The following is a 24,696-nucleotide window of genomic DNA, read 5'->3' as shown; positions in this document are numbered from 1 at the left end:
TCGTTTTCAAGTCGCTTCTCCGGGCCGTCGACTCGCTGAAGATCCCCAAGGACGACATCGCGCTCGTCTCCGGGATCGGGTGCGCCTCCCGCCTCCCGGGGTACGTCGACTGGAACACGCTGCACACGACGCACGGCCGCGCCCTGCCCTTTGCGACAGGCCTGAAGATGGCCCGGCCCGACAAGAAGGTCTTGGTGGTCAGCGGCGACGGCGACGCCACGGCCATCGGCGGGAACCACTTCATCCACTCCTGCCGGCGCAACATCGACATCACGGTCATCGTGCTGAACAACTTCATCTACGGCATGACCGGGGGCCAGCACTCGCCGACCACCCCGATGGGGCACATCGCGACGACGATGCCGTACGGCAACGTCGACCCGGGCTTCAACATCCCGGAGCTCGCCAAGGGCGCCGGCGCCACCTGGGTGGGCCGGGGGACGGCGTACCACGTCCCTGCGCTCGACAAGCTGATCATCGAGGCGATCCAGCACAAGGGGCTGTCGGTGCTCGAAATCATCAACGCCTGCCCCACGACGCACGGGCGGCGGAACAAGTTCAAGAGCCCGACCGACATGCTCCTGTGGATGAAGGACAACTTCCTGCCGATCACGGCGTTCGGCAAGCTCCCCCCGGAAAAGACTGCGGGCAAGTCCCCCACGGGCGTACTCTTCAAGAGGGAGGCGCCGGAGTTTTGCGAGATCTATTACGGTATGGTGGAGCGCCTGAAGAAGCAGAGAGAGAAGGGGGCCTGATACGATGAGCGACCGTTACGAAATCCGCTTTTCCGGCTCGGGGGGGCAGGGCCTGATCCTTGCGGGGGTCATCTTCGCCGAGGCGGCCACGATCTACGACAAGATCAACGCGGTCCAGAGCCAGTCCTACGGCCCCGAGGCGCGCGGCGGCGCCTCCAAGTCGGAGGTGATCATCTCCGACGAGGTCATCGATTTCCCGAAGGCCCAGGGGATCGACCTTCAGCTCTCCCTGACCCAGGAGTCGTGCACCAAGTACTACAAGGACATCAAGCCCAACGGGACGCTCCTCGTGGACGAGGACTTCGTCCGGGACATTCCCAAGGGGAACTTCAAGGTGATCAAGATGCCGATCATCCGGACGGCTTCCGAGGAGATCGGGAAGGCGTTCGTCGCCAACATCGTCGCGATCGGGGCCATCACCGCCCTCACGGGTAAGGTTCAGCTCGAGTCGGTGGAAAAGGCCGTTCTCTCGCGGGTTCCCAAGGGAACGGAAGAACTGAACAAGAAGGCCCTCCGCGCGGGCTATGAACTGGCCAAGTCGAGAATGAACTAGTGCCCCACAGGAAGGGGGGGAAACAGCGCACCCTTTCGATCGTCAAGCCGGACGGCGTGAAGAAGGGGGTCGTCGGCGAGGTGATCCGCCGGTTCGAGAAGGAAGGGATCCGGGTCGTCGCCATGAAGATGCTGCATCTGACGAAGAAGCGGGCGGAGGGGTTCTACGCCGTTCACCGGGAGCGGCCGTTCTTCGCGTCGCTCACGGACTTCATGTCCTCGGGCCCCGTCGTGGTGATGGTGCTCGAGGGGGACGACGTGATCGCCCGGAACCGGACGATCATGGGCGCCACCGACCCTTCGATGGCCGACAAGGGAACGATCCGGGCCGACTTCGCCGGCAGCATCGAGCAGAACATCGTCCACGGCTCCGACGCTCCGGAGACGGCGACAACGGAAATCCGTTATTTTTTCAGCGAGATGGAGATTATAACGTAAGGGATGACGCAAGTCTGAACGGAGGGCCCCCGGCCTGCCTTGATAAGGTACGCCGGGGTTTTTGTTTCCGCCAATTGTCAGGATGAAAACGATGCGCGCGGATCGTACGGACCTCAAGGGGATGTCACTGCCGGAGCTCGAGACGTTTCTCTCGCGCTGGGGGAAGGAGCGGTACCGGGCGCGGCAGATTTCCCGATGGATCTATCAGCAGTTCGCGGAGGAATTTTCGGCGATGACGGATCTCTCGAAAGATTTCCGCGAGGAGCTGACGAGGGGATGCCGCGTCTCCTCTCCTCCCGCGGAAAGAGTGGAAGTGTCCGCGGACGGAACGGAGAAGTGCCTGTTCCGCCTGGAGGACGGCGAGACGGTCGAGAGCGTCCTCATCCCGGAAGAAGATCGCAGGACGCTGTGCATCTCGTCGCAGGTGGGGTGCGCCCTCCGCTGCGGATTTTGCGCGACCGGCGCGACGGGATTCCGCCGGAACATGACGTCGGCAGAGATCGTCCACCAGGTCTGCTTCGCGGTGAAGCGACTCACGGAAAAGGGAGAGCGCCTGACCAACGTTGTCTTCATGGGGATGGGGGAGCCGCTGGAGAACCTCCCGGAGGTCTCCCGTACGATCGGGATCCTCCTGTCGCAGTTCGGCTTCGGCCTCTCGGGGAAGCGCGTCACGGTCTCCACGGCGGGTGTGGTCCCCGCGATGCTTGCGCTGGCGAAGGAATTTCCCGTGAGCTTCGCCGTGTCGATCAATGCGCCGAGCGACGAGCTCCGGTCGAGGCTGATGCCGGTCAACCGGAAATACCCGCTGATGGAACTGGTTGCCGCGATGAAAAAGATCCCCCTCCGGAGCGGCCGGAAAGTGACCGCGGAGTACATCCTGCTTGGGGGAATCAACGATTCGAAAGAAGATGCCAGCCGCCTTGCTCGTCTTCTCAAGGGAGCGCGGGTCAAGGTCAACCTCATCCCGTACAATGCGCACGAGTACGGGGATTTCACCTCACCGTCCGCGGAAACCGCGGACCGCTTCCGGGATGTCCTCCTCGCCGCCGGGATCCAGGCGATCCTCCGGGAGCGTCGCGGAGCGGACATCCGCGCGGCGTGCGGACAGTTGAGAGGAATACAGGAGCGGGGCGAAGAAAGATAGCCGCTTGCGGCTGAGCAGCCCCCCTGCGATGAACAGGAGCCGGATATTGGATGTCGCATAGGTTAAAAAGCCCTTGAGCGCATGGGTGGTTCTCCCTATATTGAAGAGAACCTTATTTCCGCGGAGAGAAAGGGGAGCATGCCGGATATCATGGGGGTCATCGGGGGCTCCGGTCTCTACGAGATGGAGGGGCTCAAAAACATCCGCACCGTTTCGGTGAAGACGCCCTTCGGAAACCCTTCGGATGCGATGGTGGTAGGGGAAATCGACGGTCGGACGCTGGCCTTCCTCCCCCGGCACGGCAGGGGGCACCGGGTTCTCCCCTCGCAGATCAACTACCGCGCGAATCTCTATGCGCTGAAGAAAGTGGGCGTGAAGTGGGTGCTCTCCATCTCCGCCGTGGGGAGCATGAAGGAAAACATCCGTCCGGGAGATATCGTGGTGGTCGACCAGTTTTACGACCACACCCGGATCCGCCCGAACACCTTCTTCGGGGACGGTGTCGTCGGGCACATCCCCTTCGCCGACCCGGTCTGCCCGAAGCTGGCGGACATCGCCTATGCGGCGGCAAAGAACGTCGTGAAGCGGACGCACCGGGGGGGGACCTATCTCTGCATGGAGGGCCCCGCCTTTTCCACCCGTGCCGAGTCCCGGATCTACAGAAAGTGGGGGGTGGACGTGATCGGGATGACGAACATGCCCGAGGCGAAGCTGGCCCGCGAGGCCGAGCTCTGCTATGCCACGCTGGCCCTCGCCACCGATTACGACTGCTGGCACGAAACGGAACAGGACGTTTCGATCGAGGCGATCCTCGCCATCCTCCGGAAGAACGTGGAGAACTCGAAGCGGATCATCCGCGAGGTCGCCCTCCATCTTCCCGAGAAAGGATCGTGCGGATGCGGCGAATCCCTTAAATACGCGATCCTCACCGACCGGAAGCGGATCCCTGCGACGGCCAGAAGGAGGCTCTCCCTCCTGATCGGTAGATACCTATGAAGACCTGGAAACTCATGGTGGTCCTGGGCGCGGGGGCGGTGCTCCTCGGATGCGCCACGCCTTCGCCGGAGAAGAGAAAAGAGGCCTCCGCGCGCATGCAGATGGGGTTGACCTACCTGGAGCAGCGAAACGTTCCGGCCGCGATGCGGGAGCTCACCGCGGCCTCGGAGCTCGACCCGGAAAACCCGGAGATCGACATGTCGCTGGGACTGGCCTACCAGACGCGCGGCGATCTCGGCATGGCCGAGAAGCACTTCCGGAACGCCGTCCGGAAAAAGCCGGATTACGCCGAGGCGCACAACAACCTCGGGATCGTCCTGAGTCATCTTGGCCGCGGGGACGAGGCGATCCGGGAGTTCGAGGCCGCCGGGTCCAACGTCTTGTACCCGACGCCGGAGATGGCGTACTACAATCTGGGCGAGGAGTACCGCCGCCGCAAGGATTTTCGGAAAGCCGAGGAGATGTACCGACGGTCCATTGCCCTGAACGACCGGTATGCCGACGCGTATTTTCGCCTGGCGCTTCTTTACGGGGACCGCGGGAAGTGGGCGGAGGCGGCAGGGACGCTGGAAGCCTGCATCGCGGTCGCCCCCACTTACGCGCCGGCGTGGCTGGACCTCGGGCGGGCCTATCTCTCGCTGGGACGGAGCAAGGACGCGCTCAACGCGTTCCGGAACGTCCTGGCGAACTCCGCCGACCCTGCCTTGAGGAAGCAGGCAACCGATTCCATCAACGCCTTGGAACAGGGGATGAGGTAATCGGACGCGATGGGCGCCGGGGAGGCATGGAAGAGGGAGCGGGAAGCGAGGGGGATGACCCTCGAGGAGGCGGCTTCTGCGCTCCGCATCAGCGGGAAGTACCTCCGCGGCATCGAAGAGGGGAATTATTCCGGATGGCCGGAGCGTGTGTTTTCTTCCGGTTACATCCGCGCCTATGCAAAGCTTCTGTCGCAGGATCCCGAGCCCATCCTCTCCGAATGTTATCACCGCCTGGAACAGCAGGCGGTCGAGCAGCCGTCAACTCACGTCAAGCCCGATTGGGTGGAGCGGGAACGTCAGCGGGGGAGCCGGAGGACCACCTACGCGCTGGCCTCCGCCGTGGTCCTGCTGATCGGGTTAATCCTGGCATGGTACGGCTCGAGGACGGCCACGCGGTCGGTGCCTTCTCCCATACCCGCACCGGAGGAAAACGCCGCGAAGACGGCACTCCCCGGCGGTGTCGACAATGCGACGGCGGCTCCTGCGGAAGGCATCCCGGCGGGGGGAGCCCCGCCCGCGGCAGGCGCCGCGCCGGCCGGACCGGTCCCCCAAACCTCGGTTTCCACCGTCGGAGGGGTCGGGCCGGTGAAATCGCCCTACCAGCTCTTTATCGAGGCCAGTGAAATGACCTGGATGATGTACACGCTGGATAACGAAACCCCCGTAGACGTCATGCTGTACCCCGGGGACAAGATCAGCATCCAGGCACAGAAGAAGATCTTGTTGAAACTGGGGAATGCGGGAGGGGTGGAGGGGACCCTGAACGGAAAGCTGCTGCCTCCATTCGGGGCCAGTGGTCAGGTGAAAGAATTCCGTTTCGGGGAATAGGAGCCCGTGCGGGGTCCGCGACATCCCCTTGGAACCTCCGCCCGACGGAAGGGAGGACGAATTCCCTCGGCGGGGCCGCGATCCTTCCGGTCCGCACGCGCCTTCCTGGTCCGTTCGGTCGACACGGGGGATACCGACAGGCGGATATCCTTCTTCACCGAGTCCGACGGTCTGGTTTCGATGGTGGCGAAGGCAGCGCGCAGGAGCCGGAAGCGGTTCGGCGGAAGTCTCCAGAAGTACTTTCTCCTCGAAGTGGCCTGGACCGCGGCGCCCGGGCGCTTGGCGGTGCTCGATTCGGTCTCGCTCGTCGCGAGTTTCTGGGAGATCGTGGCGGATTGGGAGAAGGTCCGCCACGCCGATTACCTGCTCGAACTGGCCGCGGCGCTCTTCCCCCAGCCGGGCCCCAAGCCGAAAGCGTTCGGGGTGCTGCTTTCCGGGATGCGCTCCCTTGCGCTCGGGGACCCGCCTCCCGCGCTGGCAAGGAAGGCCGAGGCGGCTATGCTTTCCGTGGGGGGGTGGGGACCCAACTTTTCGGCGTGTCGCCGATGCGGGGACCCGATCGGCGCATTCCCCGCGAAGCTCCATGGACGGTCCGTGCGGTTCGTGCTTTCGGAGGGAGGGATTCTCTGCGGGAACTGTTCGGGGGGTGGGGTGCATCTTTCCCTTGGGGCGGTGAAGACCTGGAAGGCCCTGCAAGCGTCCTCACCGAAGGTCCTCGCCCGGGTGCGCATTACCGATACAATTTTTGAAGAATTACAACTTGTTATACCGAGATACTTAGAGTATTGCTTGGGGAAATCTCTGCGCAGCCTGGGTGGACTCCCCTCTTCCTAAAGCTCGTAAACCCCCTGTATTTAAAGTGATTTTTCTTGACACTCCGGTCCGCGGAGTGATATGTAACCCTATCACTTTCCTACCGGGAGGGAGTTGTGCTATTCCAGGACCTGGTCCTTGCCCTGCAACGTTTCTGGGCGGACAAAGGGTGCGTCATCCACCAGCCATATGATATCGAGGTCGGCGCCGGAACCTTCAACCCTGCAACATTTTTAAGGGCCCTCGGGCCGGAACCGTGGAACACGGCTTACGTCGAACCTTCCCGCCGGCCCACGGACGGAAGGTACGGCGAGAACCCGAACCGCCTGCAGCACTATTACCAATACCAGGTCATCATGAAGCCTTGTCCCTACAATTATGTGGAAATGTACCTGGACTCCCTGCGGGCCGTCGGCATCGACCCCTTGAGGCACGACATACGATTTGTCGAGGACGACTGGGAGTCCCCGACCCTCGGCGCCTGGGGTTTGGGGTGGGAGGTGTGGCTGGACGGCATGGAGATCACCCAGTTCACCTATTTCCAGCAGTGCGGCGGGATCGACCTCAAGCCCGTGTCGGGGGAGATCACCTACGGCATCGAGCGGATCGCGATGTACCTCCAGGACGTGGAGAACGTGTTCGACCTGAAGTGGGTGGGGAACGTCACCTACGGCGACGTGCATCACCGGGGAGAGGTGGAATTCTCGAAGTACAACTTCGAGGCGGCCGACATCCCGATGCTCTTTTCGCTGTTCACCATGTACGAGAAGGAGTGTCTCCAGCTGATCGATAAGAAGCTCGTCCTGCCCGCCTACGATTACTGCCTCAAGTGCTCCCACACGTTCAACATGCTGGACGCCCGCGGGGCCATCTCCGTGACGGAGCGAACGTCCTACATCGGCAGGGTCCGAACCCTGGCCAGGTTCTGTGCGGAAGGATTCCTGAGGTCCCGGGAGGAGATGGGCTTCCCCCTGATGAACAAGTTCTCCGCCTGACATTCCGTCTCGAAGAAGAGGGAATATGGAACGCGATTATCTGTTGGAAATCGGATGCGAGGAAATCCCGGCGGGGTTCGTCGGACCCGCGTTGTGGTTCGGCGGGCAGCAGTTCGACGAGATGCTTAAAAAGGCGCGGCTCTCCTTCGACCGGGTCGACATCTACGGGACCCCTCGCAGGCTCACCTATATCGTGAGAAATCTTTCAGACCGCCAGGAGACCTCGGAGGAGACGGTGCTGGGGCCGCCGAAAAGCGTCGCCTTCGATAGGGAGGGGAACCCCACCAAGGCAGCCCTCGGCTTCGCCAAGGCACAGGGGGTGGACGTCTCCGCGCTCCAGGTATTCCCCACCACCCGAGGGGAATACCTGGGCATCAAGAAGGCGCTGCGGCCAAGGCCGGTAAGCGAAGTGCTTTCGGAACTGGTTTCCGCCTGGATCCCCGCCATCCCCTTCAAGAAGACGATGCGCTGGGCCGACCTCGATGTTCGGTTCGCCCGCCCGGTTCACTGGATCGTCTCCCTGTACGGGGAGGAGGTGATCCCGATCTCCTTCGGCAACGTGACGGCCGGCAAGACGACGTTCGGACACCGGTTCCTCTCCCCGGGCGCGATCGTGCTGTCTTCCCCCGCGGGGTATTTCGACAAGCTGGCGGCGGCGGACGTGTTCGTGGACCTCGAAGTCCGGAAGGAGAAGATCCGCGCCGGCATCAAGGAGGCGGAAGCGCGGATCGGCAGGAAGTGGGTCGAAGACGAGCCGCTGGTGGAGACCGTGGCGAACCTGGTGGAGTACCCCGTGGTGCTGGTGGGACGATTCCCAGAGAAGTATCTCGCCCTCCCGCGGGAGATCCTCATCACCTCCATGCGTGTCAACCAGAAGTATTTCGTGTTCGAGGACGACCGCGGGAACCTGTTCCCCGGCTTCGCCTTCGTTTCCAACATGCGCGTCCCGGACAACCGCGTGGTGATCACCGGCAACGAACGCGTCCTCCGGGCACGCCTGTCCGACGCCGAGTTCTACTACGGGGACGACCTGAAGAAGCCCCTGTTCGACCGCGCCCAGGCGTTGAAGAACGTCCTGTTCCAGGCGGACCTCGGGATGTACTGGGAAAAGATCGAACGGATGACCGAGATCGCCGGGTATGTGGCGTCGATCGGGTTCCCTGCCAAGGAGAAGGACTGCCGGCGCGCCGCGGTCCTCACCAAGGCCGACCTGACGACGGGCGTGATCAAGGAATTCCCCGAACTGCAGGGGGTCATGGGGCGGCACTATGCCCTCAAGACGGGGGAGAAGGAGGAAGTCGCCCAGGCCGTGTTCGAACACTACCTCCCCAAGGGGCAGTCCGACGAGCTGCCTGCGACCGACGTTGGGGTTGCCGTGGCGATCGCGGACAAGATCGATATGGTATGCGGTTGCTTCGGGGTCGGGCTGATCCCGACCGGGACCGCGGATCCGTACGGCTTGCGGCGCCACACCCTGGGGATCCTCTCCATCCTCGAGACGAAGGGTTTGCGGGTTCCCGTCGAGGGGCTGGTCGACCGGTCGCTGGCCACCCTTTCGGGCAAGCTGAAGTCCCCCGCCGCCGAGGTGAAGCGGAAGGCGATGGAGTTTATCGGGGGAAGGCTCTTCAACCTCTGGACCTCCCAGGGCACCCCGGGGGATCTGGCCGACGCGGTCATCTCCGCCGGCCTGACCGACATGGTGGACCTGCGCGCCAAGATGAACGCGCTCGTCGTGTTTCGTTCGGAGGCGGCGTTCGAGCCCTTGGCGGAGGTGTTCAAGCGGGCGATCAACATCACCAAGGCGTACACCGGGCCGCTCGCCGTCTCGGAAGCGCTGTTCGAGCATGACGAGGAAAGGGTGCTCCACAAGGCGGCCGGCGAGGTGTCCGGCAGGGTGGCGTCCGCCGCGAAGAGCGGGAAGTACGGGGAAGCGTTCGGGGAGATGGCCCGGCTCCAGCCTCTGGTGTCGGCGTTCTTCGAAAAAGTGTTAGTGATGGCCAAGGACGAAAAGGTGAAGAACAACCGGCTGGCTCTCTTGAAGAACCTTTCCAGCATGTTCGCCGGCGTGGCTGACTTCTCCAAGGTCAGCGCCGCCCAGCCGAAATAAAGAAAAGCGGGAGGAATATCGGATGGCCACCAGGCGCGTCTATTTCTTCGGGGGAGGAAAGGCCGAGGGACACGGCGGGATGAAGGACATCCTCGGCGGCAAGGGAGCCGGGATCGCGGAGATGACCAATCTCGGCATCCCCGTGCCCCCCGGGTTCACGATCAGCACGGAGGTGTGCAACCTCTACTACAAGAACCGGGGGAAGATCCCCCCGGATGTCAAGAAGGAGATCGCAGGGAATCTCTCGAGGCTCGAGAAGTTGGCCGGGAAGAAATTAGGCGACCCGAAGAACCCGCTTCTGGTCTCGGTCCGCTCGGGCTCGAAGTTCTCCATGCCCGGGATGATGGACACCGTCCTCAACCTGGGGTTGAACGACAGGAGCGTCGAGGGCGTCGCGGAGAAGACGAAGAACCGGCGGTTCGCCTACGACTCCTACCGCCGCTTCCTGATGATGTTCTCGGGCGTCGTGCTCGGGATCGACAAGGAGCACTTCGAGGAGATCTTCGACCAGAAGAAGCGGGAGCGCGTCGTGTCCAGCGACATCGAGCTCACCGCGGAAGACCTGAAGGATTTATGCGGGAAGTTCAAGACCCTCGTCAAGGAGCGCCTGAGGAAAGAGTTCCCCCAGGATCCGCTGGCGCAGCTGGACCTGGCCCGCGACGCTGTCTTCAAGTCCTGGAACAACGATCGCGCGAAGTATTACCGGAAGGCGCACGGCATCCCGGACGACATCGGCACCGCCGCGAACGTGCAGGCGATGGTGTTCGGCAACATGGGCGACGACTGCGCGACGGGCGTCGGGTTCACGCGGAACCCCGCCACGGGAGCGAAGGAGTTCTACGGCGAGTACCTCATCAACGCCCAGGGCGAGGACGTGGTGGCCGGCACCCGGACGCCGCAACGCATCACCGACATGAAGAAGGAGATGCCGCGGGTCTTCGACCAGCTGGTGAGGATCACCACCAAGCTGGAAAAGCATTACAAGGACGTCCAGGACTTCGAGTTCACCGTCGAGGGCGGGAAGCTCTACATGCTCCAGACCCGGAACGGGAAACGGACCGCAACGGCGGCGGTGAAGATCGCGGTCGACATGGTCAAAGAGAAGCTCATCTCCCGCGAAATGGCGTTGATGCGTCTTGAGCCGCAGCAGATCGACCAGCTGCTCCACCCCGTGATCGACCCCAAGGCCAGGCTCGAGGTCCTCGCCAAGGGGCTTCCCGCCTCTCCGGGCGCGGCGACCGGGGCGGTGGTGTTCCACGCCGACCGGGCGGTGGAGTGGGCCATGGAAGGCAAGGCGGTGATCCTGGTCCGCAAGGAGACGAGCCCCAACGACATCCACGGGATGGACGTGGCGCGGGGGATCCTCACGGCGAAGGGAGGGATGACCTCCCACGCCGCGGTTGTCGCCCGCCAGATGGGGAAGACCTGCGTCGCGGGGTGCGAGGCGATCGAGGTGGACGAGACGACCAACCGCTTCATGGTGGGGGGCCGCGTGATCCGCGAGGGGGAGTTCATCTCTCTGAACGGCAGCACCGGCGAGGTGATCCTGGGCCAGGTTCCCCTCATTGCCCCCAAGATGACCGGCTCGTTCGGGACGCTGATGTCCTGGGGGGATTCCATCCGCCGGCTCAAGGTCCGCGCCAACGCGGACACGCCGCGCGACGCCCGCACGGCGCGGGAGTTCGGTGCGCAGGGGATCGGGCTGTGCCGGACGGAGCACATGTTCTTCGCCGAGGACCGGATCCCGCTCATGCGGGAGATGATCCTCGCCCGCACGATGGTGGAGCGCGAGACGGCCCTCGAGAAGCTGTTGCCGCTGCAGCGCGAGGACTTCAAGGGGCTCTACAGGGAAATGAAGGGGTACCCGGTGACCATCCGGCTCCTGGACCCGCCGCTCCACGAGTTCCTTCCCAGGCGGGAGGATCTGATGGTCGAGGTCACCAAGATGGAGCTGCTCCGGGCGGACCGCTCGATCCTCGAGGAGAAGAAAAAGCTCCTCGATCGGGTGGAGGAACTCCACGAGTTCAACCCGATGCTGGGCCTGCGGGGATGCCGCCTGGGGATCCTGTATCCCGAGATCAGCCGGATGCAGGCGCGCGCCATCTTCGAGGCGGCCTGCGAGATCATCCGGGAAGGGATCCGGGTGCAGCCCGAAGTGATGATTCCCCTGGTCAGCATGGTCCAGGAGATGAAGGCGCAAAAGGACCTGATCGTCGCGGTCGCCGAGGAGACGATGAAACGCTACAAGAAGAAGTTCCCCTACACGGTGGGGACCATGATCGAGCTCCCGCGCGCCGCGGTGACCGCCGACGAGATCGCCCGCGAGGCGGAGTTCTTCTCCTTCGGGACGAACGACTTGACGCAGACCACCTTCGGGTTCTCGAGGGACGATTCGGGCAAGTTCATCCAGTACTACATGTCGCGGTCCGAGCTGTGCCCCCAATGCGGCACCAAGCTGGAAAAGAATCTCTCCTGCGCCTCCTGCAAGGTGACGTACACGGAACGGCCCGAGAACATCCTCGAGTCGGACGTGTTCGCGACGCTCGATCAGACAGGCGTCGGGCAACTTGTTCAGATGGGGGTCCAGAAGGGGCGCGCTACCCGGCCGAACCTGAAGGTGGGGATCTGCGGGGAACACGGGGGCGATCCGAAGTCGGTGGAGTTCTGCCATCGCGTCGGGCTGGATTACGTTTCCTGCTCCCCCTACCGGGTTCCCATTGCCCGGCTGGCGGCGGCGCAGGCCGTGCTGAGGGAGCGTCCAACCGCGAAACCGGTAAAAAAACAGTAGGATTCAGTCCTGTTTTCAAACGGCGGTCTCTCCCGGGACCGCCGTTTTTTGACTTTACATTTGCCGAAAAACACAATATATTGCGTCCAACGGGGTAGTGTATACATTATATGGAGGGTTTTGTGCGCAATTCCGGGCCAGTGACAACAAGGGATCGATGAAGCTAAAAAAACTCGAACTTTTCGGTTTTAAATCCTTCTACGACAAGACGGTTTTCGAATTTTCCGACGGGATTACAGCGATTGTCGGCCCCAACGGGTGCGGGAAGTCCAACATCGTGGACGCGATCCGCTGGGTGCTGGGGGAGCACGCTCCTTCCTATCTCCGCAGCAAGGCGCTTGAGGACGTCATCTTCGCCGGGTCCGACGCCGCCGGGCCGCTGGGAATGGCCGAAGTTTCCCTCACCTTCAGAAACGACAACGGCGCGGCCCCCCCGGGGTACGAATCGTATTCCGAGATCCAGGTGACCCGCAGGACTTTCCGCAACGGCGAGAGCGAGTTCTTCATCAACAAGGTCCCCTGCCGGCTCAAGGACATCGCCGAGCTCTTCCTCGACACCGGCGCGGGAGCCCGCGGATACGCCATCATCGAGCAGGGCAAGATCCTGACGATCGTCAACGCCCGGCCCGAAGAGAAGAGGATGATCGTCGAGGAGGCGGCGGGTGTGGCCAAGTTCCGCGTCCGGAAGAAGGAGGCGGAGCGGAAGATGGAGAATACCCGGGCGAACCTGGCGCGGGTGAAGGATATCCTGGACGAGGTGAAGCGTCAGCTGGGCAGCCTCGATCGGCAGGTGCGCAAGGCGGAAAGATACAAGGCGCTGAAGAACGAGCTTCGCGGCCTCGACCTGCGGATCGCCGCCAGGAAATTCCGCGACCTGTCGCGGGAGCTCGCATGCGTCGGTTCGGAACTTGCCGCCCGGGAGGAGTCGCTCCATGCGGTCCGTGCGGAATTCTCCCGTCTGGAGGCGGAGATCGAGTCGCATCGGCTGCGCCGGACGGAAACGGAATCCGCCCTCGGCTCTCTGCGCGATGCCCATGGAAAGCTCAAGGAAGAGGTCGTACGACGCGAGACCGAGTACAACGGAAACCGGAAGCAGGTCGAGGACCTGCAGGACATGATCGCCGAGGTGGACGGCGCGACCGCCGCCGTCGAAACCGAAATTTCCGATCTCGCCCACCGCCTTCAGGAATCCGAGGCGGCGGCAGGGCAGCGGCGGGAATCCGTTGCCGCGGCGTCCGCCCGGTGTGCGGAGCTTAAAATGGCCGCTGAGACTGCGCGGGAGGAGTACCTGCGGTACAAGGACCTGTCGGACCAGGCCCGGTCCGACCTGATCGTGCGCGTGAACCTTCACTCCAACGCCCGTTCCAGCGCGGATTCGTATCAGAAGATGATCGAGGACAAGGAACGGGAACGAACGCGCCAGGCTTCGCTGCTCACGGAAGCCAGGTTCGCCGCGGAAAAAGCAGGGAGGGAGTTTGACGTGGCGCGCGCGGCGGAAGCGTCCGCGGGGGAGGAACGGACGGCCACCGAGCGGGTGTGGGAAGAGACCGGCGCGCTCCTTGCCGCGGCGGCTTTCCGGCTCGACGCGGTGGTGGAGGCCCGTCGGAAGGTGGAAGGGATCCTCCAGGCGTCCTCCTCGAGGCTGGTTGCGATTTCCCGGCTCTATGAGCAGAAAGACTGGACCTCCTCGGGGGTCCGCGCGGTCCTGCGCCATTACAATGGCCAGGGTAACGGCGGGAGCGTCAACGGAGACACCGGAATCTACGGGGTGATCGGGGACCTCGTGGAAACGGATGCTCCGTACGAGAAGGCCGTCGAGGCGGTGCTCGGGGAAAGAATGCAGTCCATCGTCGTGCGGGATCACAACGAGGGACTCTCCGCGCTCCAATATTTGAAGGAGACGCGCGAGGGGAGAGGCTCGTTCGTCCCCGTGTCCCTTCGCACGCGCAACGAATCCCCCGTTTACGCCGGAGAAGACGGGGTGATCGCTCCCCTGACCGAGATCGTCCGCGTCCCTTCGGGGTGCCGCGATCTCGTGAGAGGCCTGCTCGGCGGAACGCTCCTGGTGCGCGACTTGGAATGCGCGCTTCGCCTCTGGAACCGCAACGGGGTCTGGAACACCTTCGTCACTCTTGATGGCGACGTGGTGACCGCCGAAGGGATGTTGGCGGGCGGCGCGCAGGCCGACGGCGGGTCGGGGATCCTCTCGATCAAGCGGGAGATGCGCGACCTGGAAATGGAAATCGCGGGGCTTACGGAAGAACTGGCGCGGCTCCAGGCGGACGAGGAGGAGGTCCGCGGGGCCAAGGCATCGTTGGAAGGGCGGAAGGAGGAGGTGTTCCGCCGCTGCCAGGACTGCACGGCCGCTCTCCACCAGGCGGAGCGGCAGCGGGCGAGGTTCGAGGAAGCGCTGACGCAGGCACGGGAGAATCTGGACCGGCTGGACCAGGAGCGGGAATACCAGCAGGGCGAACTGGCGAGGATATTCGATGAGTACCGCGCCTCGAAGGAAGCGGCACAGCTCTCGGAGCAGGCCAAGGGCGAAGAGGAAGAACGGGTCCGGCAGCTCCTGACGGTGCTTGAGGAAAAGCGGCTTGCGGGGGAGGAAGCCCAGGAGCGGTCCCACGCGGCCGAGATCGAGTTGACCGGGCTGACCGGGAAGAGCCAGGCCGAGGAGCAGTTCCTCGCCGGCTTGGTCGATACGCTCTCCGGGAAGCGAACCCAGGCCGATGACCTTCGGCGGCGAAGGGCAGGGTACGAGGAGAGGTGCGCGGTCCTCGCGGAAGCGATCGAGAGGGGGCGGACGGCGGTCGAGGAAGGCGCGGCTGCGCTTTCCCGGCTGCAGGAAAACGTCGATGGCCTGCTGGGGAAGAAGGCGGCGATCGACGCCGACGTCGAATCATTGGAGAGGATGTCGAAAGACGTGCGCCGCCGGGAGTCGGAAGCGTCGGAACGGATCTCCGACCTTCGAGTCGCCGTCCAGCGGGTAGAGAAGGATCTGGGGATCCTCGATTCGCTGACCTACCAGCGGTACGAGGCGCACCCCGCGGACCTCCCCGCGCCTACGGTCGGGGCCGATCCGGAGGTGGAAACCGAGGGGCTGGCCGCATGGGAGTCCCGCGCCGGAGAGATCCGGGACCGCATCGCAGGCGAAGGCGAAGTGAACCTGGCCTCGCTCGAGGAGCACAGGGAGCTGTCCGAGCGGTATTCCTTCCTCTCGGCGCAGAAGGGGGACCTCGAAACGTCGCTCGACGACCTGGCCAAGGCGATCCAGCGGATCAACCGGACCACCCGCGAACGGTTTTCCGAGACGTTCGAAAAGATCAACGAAAGGCTCGCGGAGGTGTTCCCCAAGCTCTTCCTGGGCGGACGCGCATTCCTCACCCTTCTCGATGAGGAGAACCTGCTGGAAACGGGGGTGGAGATCGTCATCCAGCCGCCGGGGAAGAAGTTGCTGCCCCTGAATTCCTTCTCCGGCGGAGAGAAATCCCTTGCCGCGGCCGCCATGATCCTTTCCATCTTCCTCGTCAAGCCGTCGCCGTTCTGCCTGCTGGACGAGGCGGACACCTCCCTGGACGACGCCAACATCGACCGGTTCAACGCCCTCGTCCGCGACATGTCGACCCACCACCAGTTCCTGCTCATCACCCACAACAAGCGGACGATGGAGCTGGCCGACTCGCTCTACGGGATCACGATGGAAAAGCCGGGAATCTCCAAGGTCGTCTCCGTCAAGTTCAACGCGTGACCAAACTTCCGGATTCCTTTTTCTCCCGCCTGAAGGCTGGGCTCGGAAAAACGCGCGAGCTGCTCTTCATGAACGTGGAGGCGATCGCGCGCGGGATCGGCCCCGTCGACGAGAAGGTCCTGTCCGACCTGGAGGAAGCGCTCATCCTGGCGGACACGGGGGCCTCGCTCGCCCGGGAGTACGTCGAGGAACTGCACGCGATGTGGCGCCACGGGAAGCTCCCCGACACAGAGGCCCTCCGGGCGGCGCTTCGGGCGATGATCGCGGATACGCTTGCTCCCCGCATGGTCCCCCTGGAGGTGAAACCCCCTTACCCCTTCGTCGTGCTCGTGGTCGGCGTGAACGGCGTCGGGAAGACGACCACGATCGGGAAGATCGCCCATTGGCTGAAGGGAGAAGGGCATCCCGTCCTGCTGGCCGCGGGGGACACCTTCCGCGCGGCGGCGATCGAGCAGCTGAAGATCTGGGCGGACCGCGTCGGCGCCGACCTCGTCCAGCACAAGGAGGGCTCCGACTCCTCCGCCGTGGCCTTCGATGCCGTACGCGCCGCGAAGGCGAGGGGAGCGCATGCCGTCCTCATCGACACCGCAGGGCGGCTGCACACGAAGGCCCCCTTGATGGAGGAGATGCGGAAAGTCGTACGCGTCGTCGGGAGGGAGATGGCCGGGGCGCCCCACGAGGTGCTGCTCGTGCTCGACGCTACCAACGGCCGCAATGCCGTCGCGCAGGCGAAGACCTTCCAGGAGTTCACGGGGGTAACCGGGCTGGCGCTGACCAAGCTTGACGGCACGGCGAAGGGCGGCGTGGTCCTTTCGGTGACGCGGGAAATCGGCGCTCCGATCCGGTTCATCGGTGTCGGCGAATCCGTCGACGACCTGCGCCCTTTCGACGCCTCGGCCTTCGCCGAGGCCCTGTTCTGAACCCGCCGGTACCATGATCGACACCCTCTTCCTCCAAGTGATCGGAGGGGCGTTCCTGCTCCTGTACGGGGTCCGCATTACCGGGCAGGGGTTCGAGCTGGCCTTCGGGGAGCGCCTGAGGGGGTGGTGGACCGCTCCGGGCAGCAGCCGGCTGGACGGATTCGGGGCCGGCGTTGTCGGGACCTCCCTGCTCCAGAGTTCCGGTGCGGTCGTCACTCTCCTCATCTCGTTCGCCGAGATCTCCCCGCTCCCGCTGGCCCAATCGCTTTCGATCGTCCTGGGCGCCGACCTCGGGAGCACGCTGACCGTCCAGGTGCTCTCGTTCCGGATCTACCAGTACGCCTTCCCTGTTCTTTCGGCGGGGATTCTTCTCTTTCTCTGGGGGAGGAGGCCCAAGGTTCGAGCGATCGGGCAGGGGCTGGTCGGCGTCGGGTTCATGCTCCTTGCGCTCAAGTTCCTCTCCGGCGCGGCGAGCGAGGTCGGCCAGGTGGCAAGCCTGCGCTCCCTCATGATGGACCTGGGTGGGGCGCCCCTGTTCGCCTTCGTCTGGGGGGTGGCCCTGAGCGCCATGTTCCAGAGCGGTACGGCGGTGATGATCCTCCTGATCGCCTTCAGCCAGCAGGGGGTGCTCCCCATCCCCGCCGTCCTCCCCCTTGTGCTCGGGGCGAATGTCGGCGGCACCTCGGTGGCGTTCTTCGCTGCCTCCGGCCTCGCCGCCGAAGGCAAGCGGGTCGCTTGGGGGCACATGCTGATGAAGACCACCGGCGCCCTCCTGTTCCTCCCGTTCTTTCCGCTGCTCCAGGGGTTCCTCATCTCCCTGGCGCCCGACCCCTCGCGCATCGTCGCCAACGCCCACACGCTGTTCAACCTGACGCTGTCGGCTCTTTTTTTCCCGCTGGCCCCGCGCGTGGCCTTGATCCTTGCCGGGATCATCCCCGAGAGGAAGGAGCATGCGCCGAAGGGCAAACCGGTCTACCTGGACCGCGAGCACCTGCCGGTGGCCGGGGTAGCCCTCGGTCAGGTCGCCCGGGAAATCGTCCGGATGGCGGACATGATCCAGGAGATGCAGGGGGCGGGTCTGCTGGCGATCCGCCACGTGAATGAAGAGCTGGCCGAACGAATCCGGCAGATGGACGACGACGTCGACCAGCTGACGCGGGAGATCAAGGTGTTCCTCTCGGTGTTGGGGGAGGGGTCGCTCGATTCAGCGCAGACGAACCGCGCCGTGGCGTACATCGCAATCGTAACCGACCTCGAGAACATCGGCGACTTCATCGACAAGACGCTCGGAGACCACGTGCGCAGAATGGCGGAAAGGAAGCAGCGTTTTTCCGAAGAGGGGGCGATCGAGCTGGAGTCCTTCCTCAAGGAAGTTGAGGAGATGTACCGGGAGGCGGTCTCCGCGTTCGTGACGCGCGACGGGAAGGCGGCCGAGATCGTCATCGCCCGGAAAGAATCGATCGGCCAGATGGAGAAAGGGCTCCGGCACGCCCATATCCGCCGTTTGCAGAAGGGGACGCCCGAGTCCCTGGAATCGAGCGCCGCCCACCTCGACATCCTCTCCGCCGGGAAGGGGATCGCCTCCCACTGCGCCGCAGTTGCCTACAGCGTCCTCCAGATGGAGGAATAGCGCGTTGATTCACGAGGGGCTCCTTGGTATCCTGAACCATCCGATTTCATCCATTCCTGGAGGGATCGTTGCCATTCGAGAAAATCGTGTCCGTGTCGCTTCGGCCGTACGGGAACCGATATGCCTACTGAGGGGGGAACCGGAAAAATGGCGGAAGATCCATTTGTCCTGATCGAGAAAAGGATCAACGACCTGGTGGGGCTGGTTTCCACGCTCAAAAAGGAGAATGCGGCGATCTCGGCCCAGCTGGGGCAGAAGAGCTCGGATGCCAAGGAACTTGCCCGCAAAGTCACCGAACTGACACGGGAGCGGGACGAGATCCGGGGACGGGTGGAAAAAATCCTGTCTCGTCTCGAAACCATTGAGTTATAGCGCCCCGGTTGTATAATGGGAATGTAGAAGGGAATGAGTAAACGGTACGACGTGAACATCGCCGGTTACGCACTGACCGTTAAGACCGAACGGTCGGCGGAGCACATGGAGCGCCTGAGCGAACTGCTGAACCAACGGGTCCGCGAGGTGCAGAAATCCGGCGCGACGGCGAATTACCTGAACGTCGTCATGCTGGCGGCGATGAAGCTGGCCGACGAGGTATTGGAGCTTCGGGGCGAGCGGGAGGACGTGAAGAAGGGTCTCGAGCAGAAAAGCCGGGCCCTTCTGAGTGCGTTGGACAGCGCTCTCAAGGAACGGGGCTGATGGGGCCCTTTGGCCCCTGCCGTGCGCGTGATTGGCGGGCGAGTTAGAGCCAACACATGAAGAAAGGGATCCCTTCCTGCCGGTGGTGAGCATGCCCCGAAGGGGGAAGCCTGAAGCCGGCATCCACAGGGAGCCCACCTGGTGAAAACCAGGTTCGACTCAAGCGCCGACACGGCACAGAGCAGGGGCTTTTCCCGTAAGTTTCCGCGGGAGGCCGCGTTTACATAGATTCGGGTGGCAGGACAAAGGGTTTGACGACGTTCGACGACGAATAAGGTACGGTTGTTTCGCCATAGAGGACGGTTCGTAGCGGTGCGAGGTCTTTGCGGTTCGCCCCCTCGCCTTATTCGCGGTTTCTGCCTCCCTCGTTATTCCATCTATCGGCAGGTTGTTCATGCTCATGGCAGAGCGGAAGGCCCAGCTTCGCCGGACCGAACGCAATCGCCGGCGCCTGTGCGGGCAGAAGGAAACGTTTGCGGGGAAAAGCATCGCGGCGCAGGAGAAGTTCCTCGCCGCCTTCCCGCCCGAGTCGGGCGGGAAGGCGGCATTGTACGCGGCCGTCGGCGGGGAGGTCGGCACAGAGCGGATCCGCGCCCGGTATCTCACCGCAGGGGCGCTTCTGTTTTATCCGCGGGTCATGGAAGACGGAAACCTCTCCTTCTTCCCCGATGGGGGCGATGACGGCTGGGTGCGCGGAAAGTACGGCCTCCTGGAGCCGCGGGTTCCCCCGGGGGTCGCGGGTCTGCGGAATGGGTTCGACCTGGTCGTCGTTCCCGGAGTGGCCTTCGACGCCATGGGGAGGCGTCTGGGAAAAGGATACGGGTACTATGACCGTTTCCTGTCCGGCCTGTCCAAGACGGCCGTGACGGTGGGACTGGCGTTTTCCCGGCAGCTGCTGCCGGAAGTCCCTGTGGAATCCTGGGACATCCCGGTGGACGTGGTGGTGACGGAGGATGGCATCATCGGGCTTTCCCGGGAGCACCTCGATGGGCACACAAAATAGATGCGGTACCGAGGAGGAATCCTTTGGATACGAACCTGATCGTCATGGCGGCGCTGGCCGTTCTCGCGGCGGCGCTCGGGCTGGTTGTGGCCAATCTGCTCACGAAGAAACGCTCTGTGGAGGACCGGGCGCGCGCAAGTTCGGCGAAGGCCGAGGAACTGATCCAGAACGCGAAGAAAGAGGCCGAGAACATCCTCAAGGAGGCGACGCTCCAGGCCAAGGATTACCAGCTGCAGGTCAAACTCGATTTCGAGCGGGAGACGCGCGACCGGAAAAACGAGATCAGCCAGCTCGAGAAGCGGCTTCTCCAGAAGGAGGACCTGCTCGACCGGAAGACCGATGCGTTGGAGACGAGGACGCAGGAATTCGGCCGCAGGGAGAAGGATCTCGCCGAACTCTCGAAAAAGCTCGAGGCGCAGCAGGCCGAGCTCCTGGATGCGGTTCAGAAGGCCAGCGAGAACCTGGAGCGGATCGCCGGCGTCACGGCCGAGCAGGCGAAGGCCGAGCTGGTGGAGGTGGTCGCCAACGAGGCGAGGCTGGAGGCGGGGAAAAAGATCCGCTCGATGGACGAGGAGTTCAAGGAGGAAGCGTCCCAGAAGGCCAGAAAAATGATCTCCCTTGCCGTCCAACGGTACGCAGCGGACTACGTCACCGAGCACGTGGTCACGGCGGTGCCGCTCCCCTCCGAGGAGATGAAGGGCCGGATCATCGGCCGGGAGGGGCGCAACATCCGCGCGTTTGAGGCGGCCACGGGAATCGACGTCATCATCGACGACACGCCCGAGGCAGTCATTCTCTCCGGCTTCAACCCGGTGCGGCGGGAGGTGGCCCGCATTGCCCTCACCCGCCTGGTTCAGGACGGCCGCATCCATCCCGCGAGGATCGAGGAGACGGTGGAGAAAGTGACCAAGGAGGTCGACGAGCTGATCCGGGAGGCGGGGGAGCAGGCCCTCTTCGATCTCGGGCTGCACGGGATCCATCCCGAGCTGGTCAAACTGATCGGCAAGCTGAAATACCGAACTTCGTACGGGCAGAATATCTACGCCCACTCCCTGGAGGTGGCATTCCTGTGCGGGATGATCGCCTCCGAGCTGGGGCTGAACGCAAAGGTCGCGAAGCGCGCCGGGCTCCTGCACGACATCGGCAAGGCGGTCGACCACGAGATCGAAGGGCCGCACGCCCTCATCGGAGCGGACCTTGCGAAGAAGTACGGGGAGTCGGGTCGGGTGGTGCATGCCATCGCGGCGCATCACGAAGACGAGTCGCCGCAAGACGTCCTGCCGATCCTCGTTCAGGCGGCAGACGCCCTCTCCGGAGCACGTCCCGGAGCGCGGCGGGAGATGCTGGCGAACTACCTGAAGCGCCTGGAGGATCTTGAGAAGATCGCGAAGTCGTTCGCCGGCGTCGAGAAGTCCTATGCCATCCAGGCGGGGCGGGAGGTGCGCATCATCGTCGACAACCAGAAGATCGCCGACGACGCGGCCACGATGCTGGCGCGGGACATCGCGAAAAAGATCGAGACGGAGCTGTCCTACCCCGGCCAGATCCGGGTCACGGTGATCCGGGAAACCCGGGCCGTCGAGTACGCGAAGTAATGCTCCTGTACCTCCACCTGTATTTTTCCCCGAAGGTGCGTAACGCCGCAGGGGGGGCCGGCTTCGCTGCCGCAGGAGGGGGGCGCAGTGAGGTAAAGCGCAGCCGTGCGGGTCCACCGCACGGCGAGCCACGAACGGAGTCCCCTTCCGAGGCGGCCGCGGGGGCCGATGGCGTGATCGCCGAGGCTGATGCGGTCTGGCGAAGCGCATTCGGGGAGGAAGGTTGGGGGGCTGCACGGTAATGTGGGTCCTCTTCTTCGGTGACATTGTCGGCAAGCCCGGCCGGAAGGCCGTCCGGGAGTTCCTCTCCCGGCTGAGCGGGCACCGGGACATCGATCTCGTCGTCGCGAACGGGGAGAACGCCGCCGGCGGCGTCGGGGTGACGGAACCCGTCGTGCGGGAGCTCTTCGAGTCCGGCGTGGATGTCCTGACCAGTGGCAACCACGTCTGGGACAAGCGGGAAGGGATGTCCCTCCTCCGGGGGGACGGACGTGTCCTCCGTCCCGCCAACTATCCGCCGGGTGCGGATGGACGGGGGTGGGGCGTTTTCCGGGGGCGCAGCGGTGCCCCCTATGCCGTCGTGTCGCTGATCGGAAGGGTCTTCATGGGACCGTACGACTGCCCCTTTCGCTGGATGGATGCCGCCCTTCCCGAAATCCGGCTGCTGGCGGCCGCGGTCCTGGTGGACTTCCACGCCGAGGCGACGTCCGAGAAGCGGGCGATGGCGTTCCATCTCGACGGCAGGGTGGCGGCCATCGCCGGGACGCACACCCACGTCCAGACCGTGGATGCCCAGGTCCTTCCCGGAGGGACGGGGTACATCACGGACGCGGGGATGTGCGGCGCCTCGCCTTCGGTGATCGGCATGGACCCCAAGGGGGTTCTGCGGCGATTCCTCCTCCAGGTCCCCACGCGGTTCGAGGTGGCGGCGGGGGAACCGGAGGCCGCCGGCCTGTTTTTCGACATCGACGCGGAAAGAGGCTTCTGCAGGGCCGTTGAGCCGTTTGTCATGAGCGAAAGCCGGATGAGGAGCACGGACGAATGGATGAGATTCTCAAGTCCCTGAAGCGCGGCACGGTGGACGTTATCACGACGGAGGAGCTGGAGCGAAAGCTCGAGCGCTCCGCGAAGGAGAGGCGGCCGTTGTGCGTCAAGGCGGGATTCGACCCCACCGCGCCGGACCTGCACCTCGGCCACACCGTCCTCATCCAGAAGCTCAAGCACTTCCAGGAGGCCGGCCATCAGGTGGTCTTCCTGATCGGCGACTTCACCGGGATGATCGGCGACCCCACCGGGAAGGCGGAGACGCGGATGGTCCTCACGCGGGAGGACGTCGAGCGCAACGCTGCGACCTACAAGGAGCAGATTTTCAAGATCCTCGAACCATCGAAGACCGAGGTCCGGTTCAACTCCGAGTGGCTCTCCGGTCTCCCGATCGAGGAGCTGGTCCGGATCGCCGCGCAGATGACGGTGGCGCGGATGCTCGAGCGGGACGACTTCCGGAGGCGGTACGAGGGGGAGCGCCCGATTTCCATCCACGAGTTCCTCTATCCCCTGTTCCAGGGATACGACTCGGTGGCACTTCGGGCGGACGTGGAGCTGGGGGGAACCGACCAGAAGTTCAACCTCCTCGTGGGGCGCGACCTGCAGCGGATGTACGGACAGGAGCCGCAGGTGGTGATGACCACGCCGCTGCTCGTGGGGCTGGACGGCGTGAACAAGATGGGCAAGAGCTTGGGCAACTACATCGGCATCACGGAGCCGCCGGAAACGATCTTCGGGAAAATGATGTCCATCTCCGACGACCTGATGCTGGAGTATTACGAGTTCCTCTCCGACATCAGCGTGAGCCGCCTTACGTCGCTGAAAAAAGGACTGGCCGACGGCGCCCGGCATCCGATGGAGGCGAAAGTGTCCCTCGCGGGGGAGATCGTCGCACGCTTCCACGGGCAGAAGGCCGCGAGGGATGCGGCGGAAGGGTTCCGCAGGAGATTTTCCGGCAAGGAGTTCCCCGAGGACGCACGCAAAGTGCCGGGGAGCGCCCTGGGCGGCAAGACCGACCTGGTCTCGGTGGTTTCCCTGGTTTCGACGTCGTTCACCTCCAAGTCGGCCGTGCGGAGGCTCATCGAGCAGGGCGGCCTGGAAGTCAACGGCGAGAAGGCGGCGGACCCCGCCCGGGAGATCGCGCCGGAAGGCGAAATCCGCTTGAAAATCGGAAAGAAAGAGTTCGTGATCGTCTCCTTCGGGTAGGGGGGCGTAAGGGGTCACTTTTTCCTTGCATCGTCCCCGGCGTTCGGATATATTTCCAAATCCCTCATGGGGTTGAAGGGACATTTCCCCCGGTAGTAGAATGGATATCGGAGGGGGGGAAATACCCTTTGACACGATATTCGCTTTTTCGTATAATTATAAGTCCGCCTTGAGGGTCTCCCTTCGGGGCGAATCAGCGGATCTTTGAAAACTGAACAGGGAATGCGGAAGGTGCGTAAGGATCCTGTCTTTTCTGTTTTTAAGTGGAGAGTTTGATCCTGGCTCAGAACGAACGCTGGCGGCGTGCCTAACACATGCAAGTTGAGCGCGAAAGGGAGGGGCAACCCTCCCGAGTAGAGCGGCGCACGGGTGAGTAACGCGTGGGTAACCTGCCCCCGGGCGGGGGATAACTACTCGAAAGGGTGGCTAATACCGCATGAGACCACGGGGTCTTCGGACCTTGAGGCTAAAGGCGGCGCCGGCTTGCCGGCGCTGTCACCTGGGGATGGGCCCGCGTACGATTAGCTAGTTGGCAGGGTAACGGCCTACCAAGGCTACGATCGTTAGCTGGTCTGAGAGGATGGCCAGCCACACTGGAACTGAAACACGGTCCAGACTCCTACGGGAGGCAGCAGTGAGGAATATTGCGCAATGGGGGAAACCCTGACGCAGCAACGCCG

Annotated in this window: 21 protein-coding genes, 1 rRNA gene and 1 other RNA gene; all 23 read left to right on the top strand. The window is 63.8% G+C overall.

The genetic code is table 11. The annotated features are described in order from the left end of the window. Positions 1-755, top strand: a 755-nt coding sequence (locus tag A2Z13_03125) for a 2-oxoacid:ferredoxin oxidoreductase subunit beta (GenBank protein OGP77349.1), incomplete at its 5' end; no start/stop codon positions are given. A 4-nt stretch (positions 756-759) separates the two neighbouring features. Next, positions 760-1,308 carry a 2-oxoglutarate ferredoxin oxidoreductase subunit gamma gene (locus A2Z13_03120; GenBank protein ID OGP77348.1) on the top strand — a complete coding sequence of 183 codons (549 nt, stop codon included), beginning with the start codon at positions 760-762 and terminating at the stop codon, positions 1,306-1,308. After that, positions 1,308-1,745, top strand: a complete 438-nt coding sequence (locus A2Z13_03115) for a nucleoside-diphosphate kinase (GenBank protein ID OGP77347.1) — start codon at positions 1,308-1,310, stop codon at positions 1,743-1,745. The genes A2Z13_03120 and A2Z13_03115 overlap by 1 nt, the downstream gene beginning before the upstream one ends. A 91-nt stretch (positions 1,746-1,836) precedes the next feature. Continuing rightward, a complete protein-coding gene (locus A2Z13_03110) occupies positions 1,837-2,889 on the top strand; it encodes a 23S rRNA (adenine(2503)-C(2))-methyltransferase (GenBank protein OGP77346.1) in 1,053 nt (350 codons plus the stop codon). Positions 2,890-3,027: 138 nt separating this feature from the next. Further along, a complete protein-coding gene (locus A2Z13_03105; GenBank protein ID OGP77345.1) occupies positions 3,028-3,885 on the top strand; it encodes a methylthioadenosine phosphorylase in 858 nt (285 codons plus the stop codon). Next, positions 3,882-4,643: a hypothetical protein gene (locus A2Z13_03100; protein ID OGP77344.1), complete on the top strand. Its 762-nt coding sequence runs from the start codon at positions 3,882-3,884 to the stop codon at positions 4,641-4,643. The genes A2Z13_03105 and A2Z13_03100 overlap by 4 nt, the downstream gene beginning before the upstream one ends. 9 nt (positions 4,644-4,652) lie before the next feature. Then, positions 4,653-5,471, top strand: a complete 819-nt coding sequence (locus A2Z13_03095) for a hypothetical protein (protein OGP77343.1) — start codon at positions 4,653-4,655, stop codon at positions 5,469-5,471. 6 nt (positions 5,472-5,477) lie between these two features. Next, positions 5,478-6,305: a DNA repair protein RecO gene (locus tag A2Z13_03090; GenBank protein ID OGP77342.1), complete on the top strand. Its 828-nt coding sequence runs from the start codon at positions 5,478-5,480 to the stop codon at positions 6,303-6,305. Positions 6,306-6,400: 95 nt separating this feature from the next. Beyond that, positions 6,401-7,279 carry a glycine--tRNA ligase subunit alpha gene (locus A2Z13_03085; GenBank protein ID OGP77341.1) on the top strand — a complete coding sequence of 293 codons (879 nt, stop codon included), beginning with the start codon at positions 6,401-6,403 and terminating at the stop codon, positions 7,277-7,279. A 25-nt stretch (positions 7,280-7,304) separates the two neighbouring features. Then, the gene (locus A2Z13_03080) at positions 7,305-9,386 is read left to right on the top strand and encodes a glycine--tRNA ligase subunit beta (protein OGP77340.1); all 2,082 of its coding nucleotides are present in this window, start codon (positions 7,305-7,307) and stop codon (positions 9,384-9,386) included. A 22-nt stretch (positions 9,387-9,408) separates the two neighbouring features. Next, entirely contained in the window at positions 9,409-12,174 is a 2,766-nt protein-coding gene (locus A2Z13_03075) for a pyruvate, phosphate dikinase (protein OGP77339.1), read from the top strand. Positions 12,175-12,331: 157 nt separating this feature from the next. Next, positions 12,332-15,922, top strand: coding sequence for a chromosome segregation protein SMC (locus A2Z13_03070; protein ID OGP77338.1), 3,591 nt, complete (start codon positions 12,332-12,334; stop codon positions 15,920-15,922). Positions 15,923-15,990: 68 nt separating this feature from the next. Continuing rightward, a complete protein-coding gene (locus tag A2Z13_03065) occupies positions 15,991-16,842 on the top strand; it encodes a signal recognition particle-docking protein FtsY (GenBank protein ID OGP77351.1) in 852 nt (283 codons plus the stop codon). Positions 16,843-16,855: 13 nt separating this feature from the next. Continuing rightward, entirely contained in the window at positions 16,856-18,472 is a 1,617-nt protein-coding gene (locus tag A2Z13_03060) for a hypothetical protein (protein OGP77337.1), read from the top strand. A 147-nt stretch (positions 18,473-18,619) separates the two neighbouring features. Further along, positions 18,620-18,844 (top strand): hypothetical protein, encoded by a 225-nt coding sequence (locus A2Z13_03055; GenBank protein ID OGP77336.1) that lies wholly within the window; start codon positions 18,620-18,622, stop codon positions 18,842-18,844. 33 nt (positions 18,845-18,877) lie between these two features. Next, on the top strand, positions 18,878-19,168 hold the full coding sequence (locus A2Z13_03050; protein OGP77335.1) for a hypothetical protein: 291 nt from the start codon (positions 18,878-18,880) through the stop codon (positions 19,166-19,168). A 10-nt stretch (positions 19,169-19,178) separates the two neighbouring features. Beyond that, positions 19,179-19,360, top strand: a non-coding RNA gene (gene ssrS, locus A2Z13_03045) — 6S RNA. 202 nt (positions 19,361-19,562) lie between these two features. Next, complete coding sequence (locus A2Z13_03040) at positions 19,563-20,171, top strand: 5-formyltetrahydrofolate cyclo-ligase (GenBank protein ID OGP77334.1); 609 nt, start codon at positions 19,563-19,565, stop codon at positions 20,169-20,171. A gap of 44 nt (positions 20,172-20,215) precedes the next feature. Beyond that, positions 20,216-21,766, top strand: coding sequence for a ribonuclease Y (locus tag A2Z13_03035; GenBank protein ID OGP77350.1), 1,551 nt, complete (start codon positions 20,216-20,218; stop codon positions 21,764-21,766). Further along, the gene (locus A2Z13_03030; GenBank protein OGP77333.1) at positions 21,766-22,008 is read left to right on the top strand and encodes a hypothetical protein; all 243 of its coding nucleotides are present in this window, start codon (positions 21,766-21,768) and stop codon (positions 22,006-22,008) included. The genes A2Z13_03035 and A2Z13_03030 overlap by 1 nt, the downstream gene beginning before the upstream one ends. After that, the gene (locus A2Z13_03025) at positions 22,008-22,832 is read left to right on the top strand and encodes a hypothetical protein (protein OGP77332.1); all 825 of its coding nucleotides are present in this window, start codon (positions 22,008-22,010) and stop codon (positions 22,830-22,832) included. The genes A2Z13_03030 and A2Z13_03025 overlap by 1 nt, the downstream gene beginning before the upstream one ends. After that, on the top strand, positions 22,808-24,016 hold the full coding sequence (locus tag A2Z13_03020) for a tyrosine--tRNA ligase (GenBank protein OGP77331.1): 1,209 nt from the start codon (positions 22,808-22,810) through the stop codon (positions 24,014-24,016). Before A2Z13_03025 ends, A2Z13_03020 begins: the two co-directional genes overlap by 25 nt. 258 nt (positions 24,017-24,274) lie before the next feature. After that, positions 24,275-24,696: ribosomal RNA gene (locus tag A2Z13_03015) — 16S ribosomal RNA — on the top strand; the annotation flags it as partial.

This window comes from Deltaproteobacteria bacterium RBG_16_64_85 (assembly GCA_001798885.1).
Lineage (GTDB): Bacteria > Desulfobacterota > Deferrimicrobia > Deferrimicrobiales > Deferrimicrobiaceae > FEB-35.
Note: the sequence above shows the minus strand (reverse complement) of the source record. Positions and strands in the feature narration are given on the sequence as shown.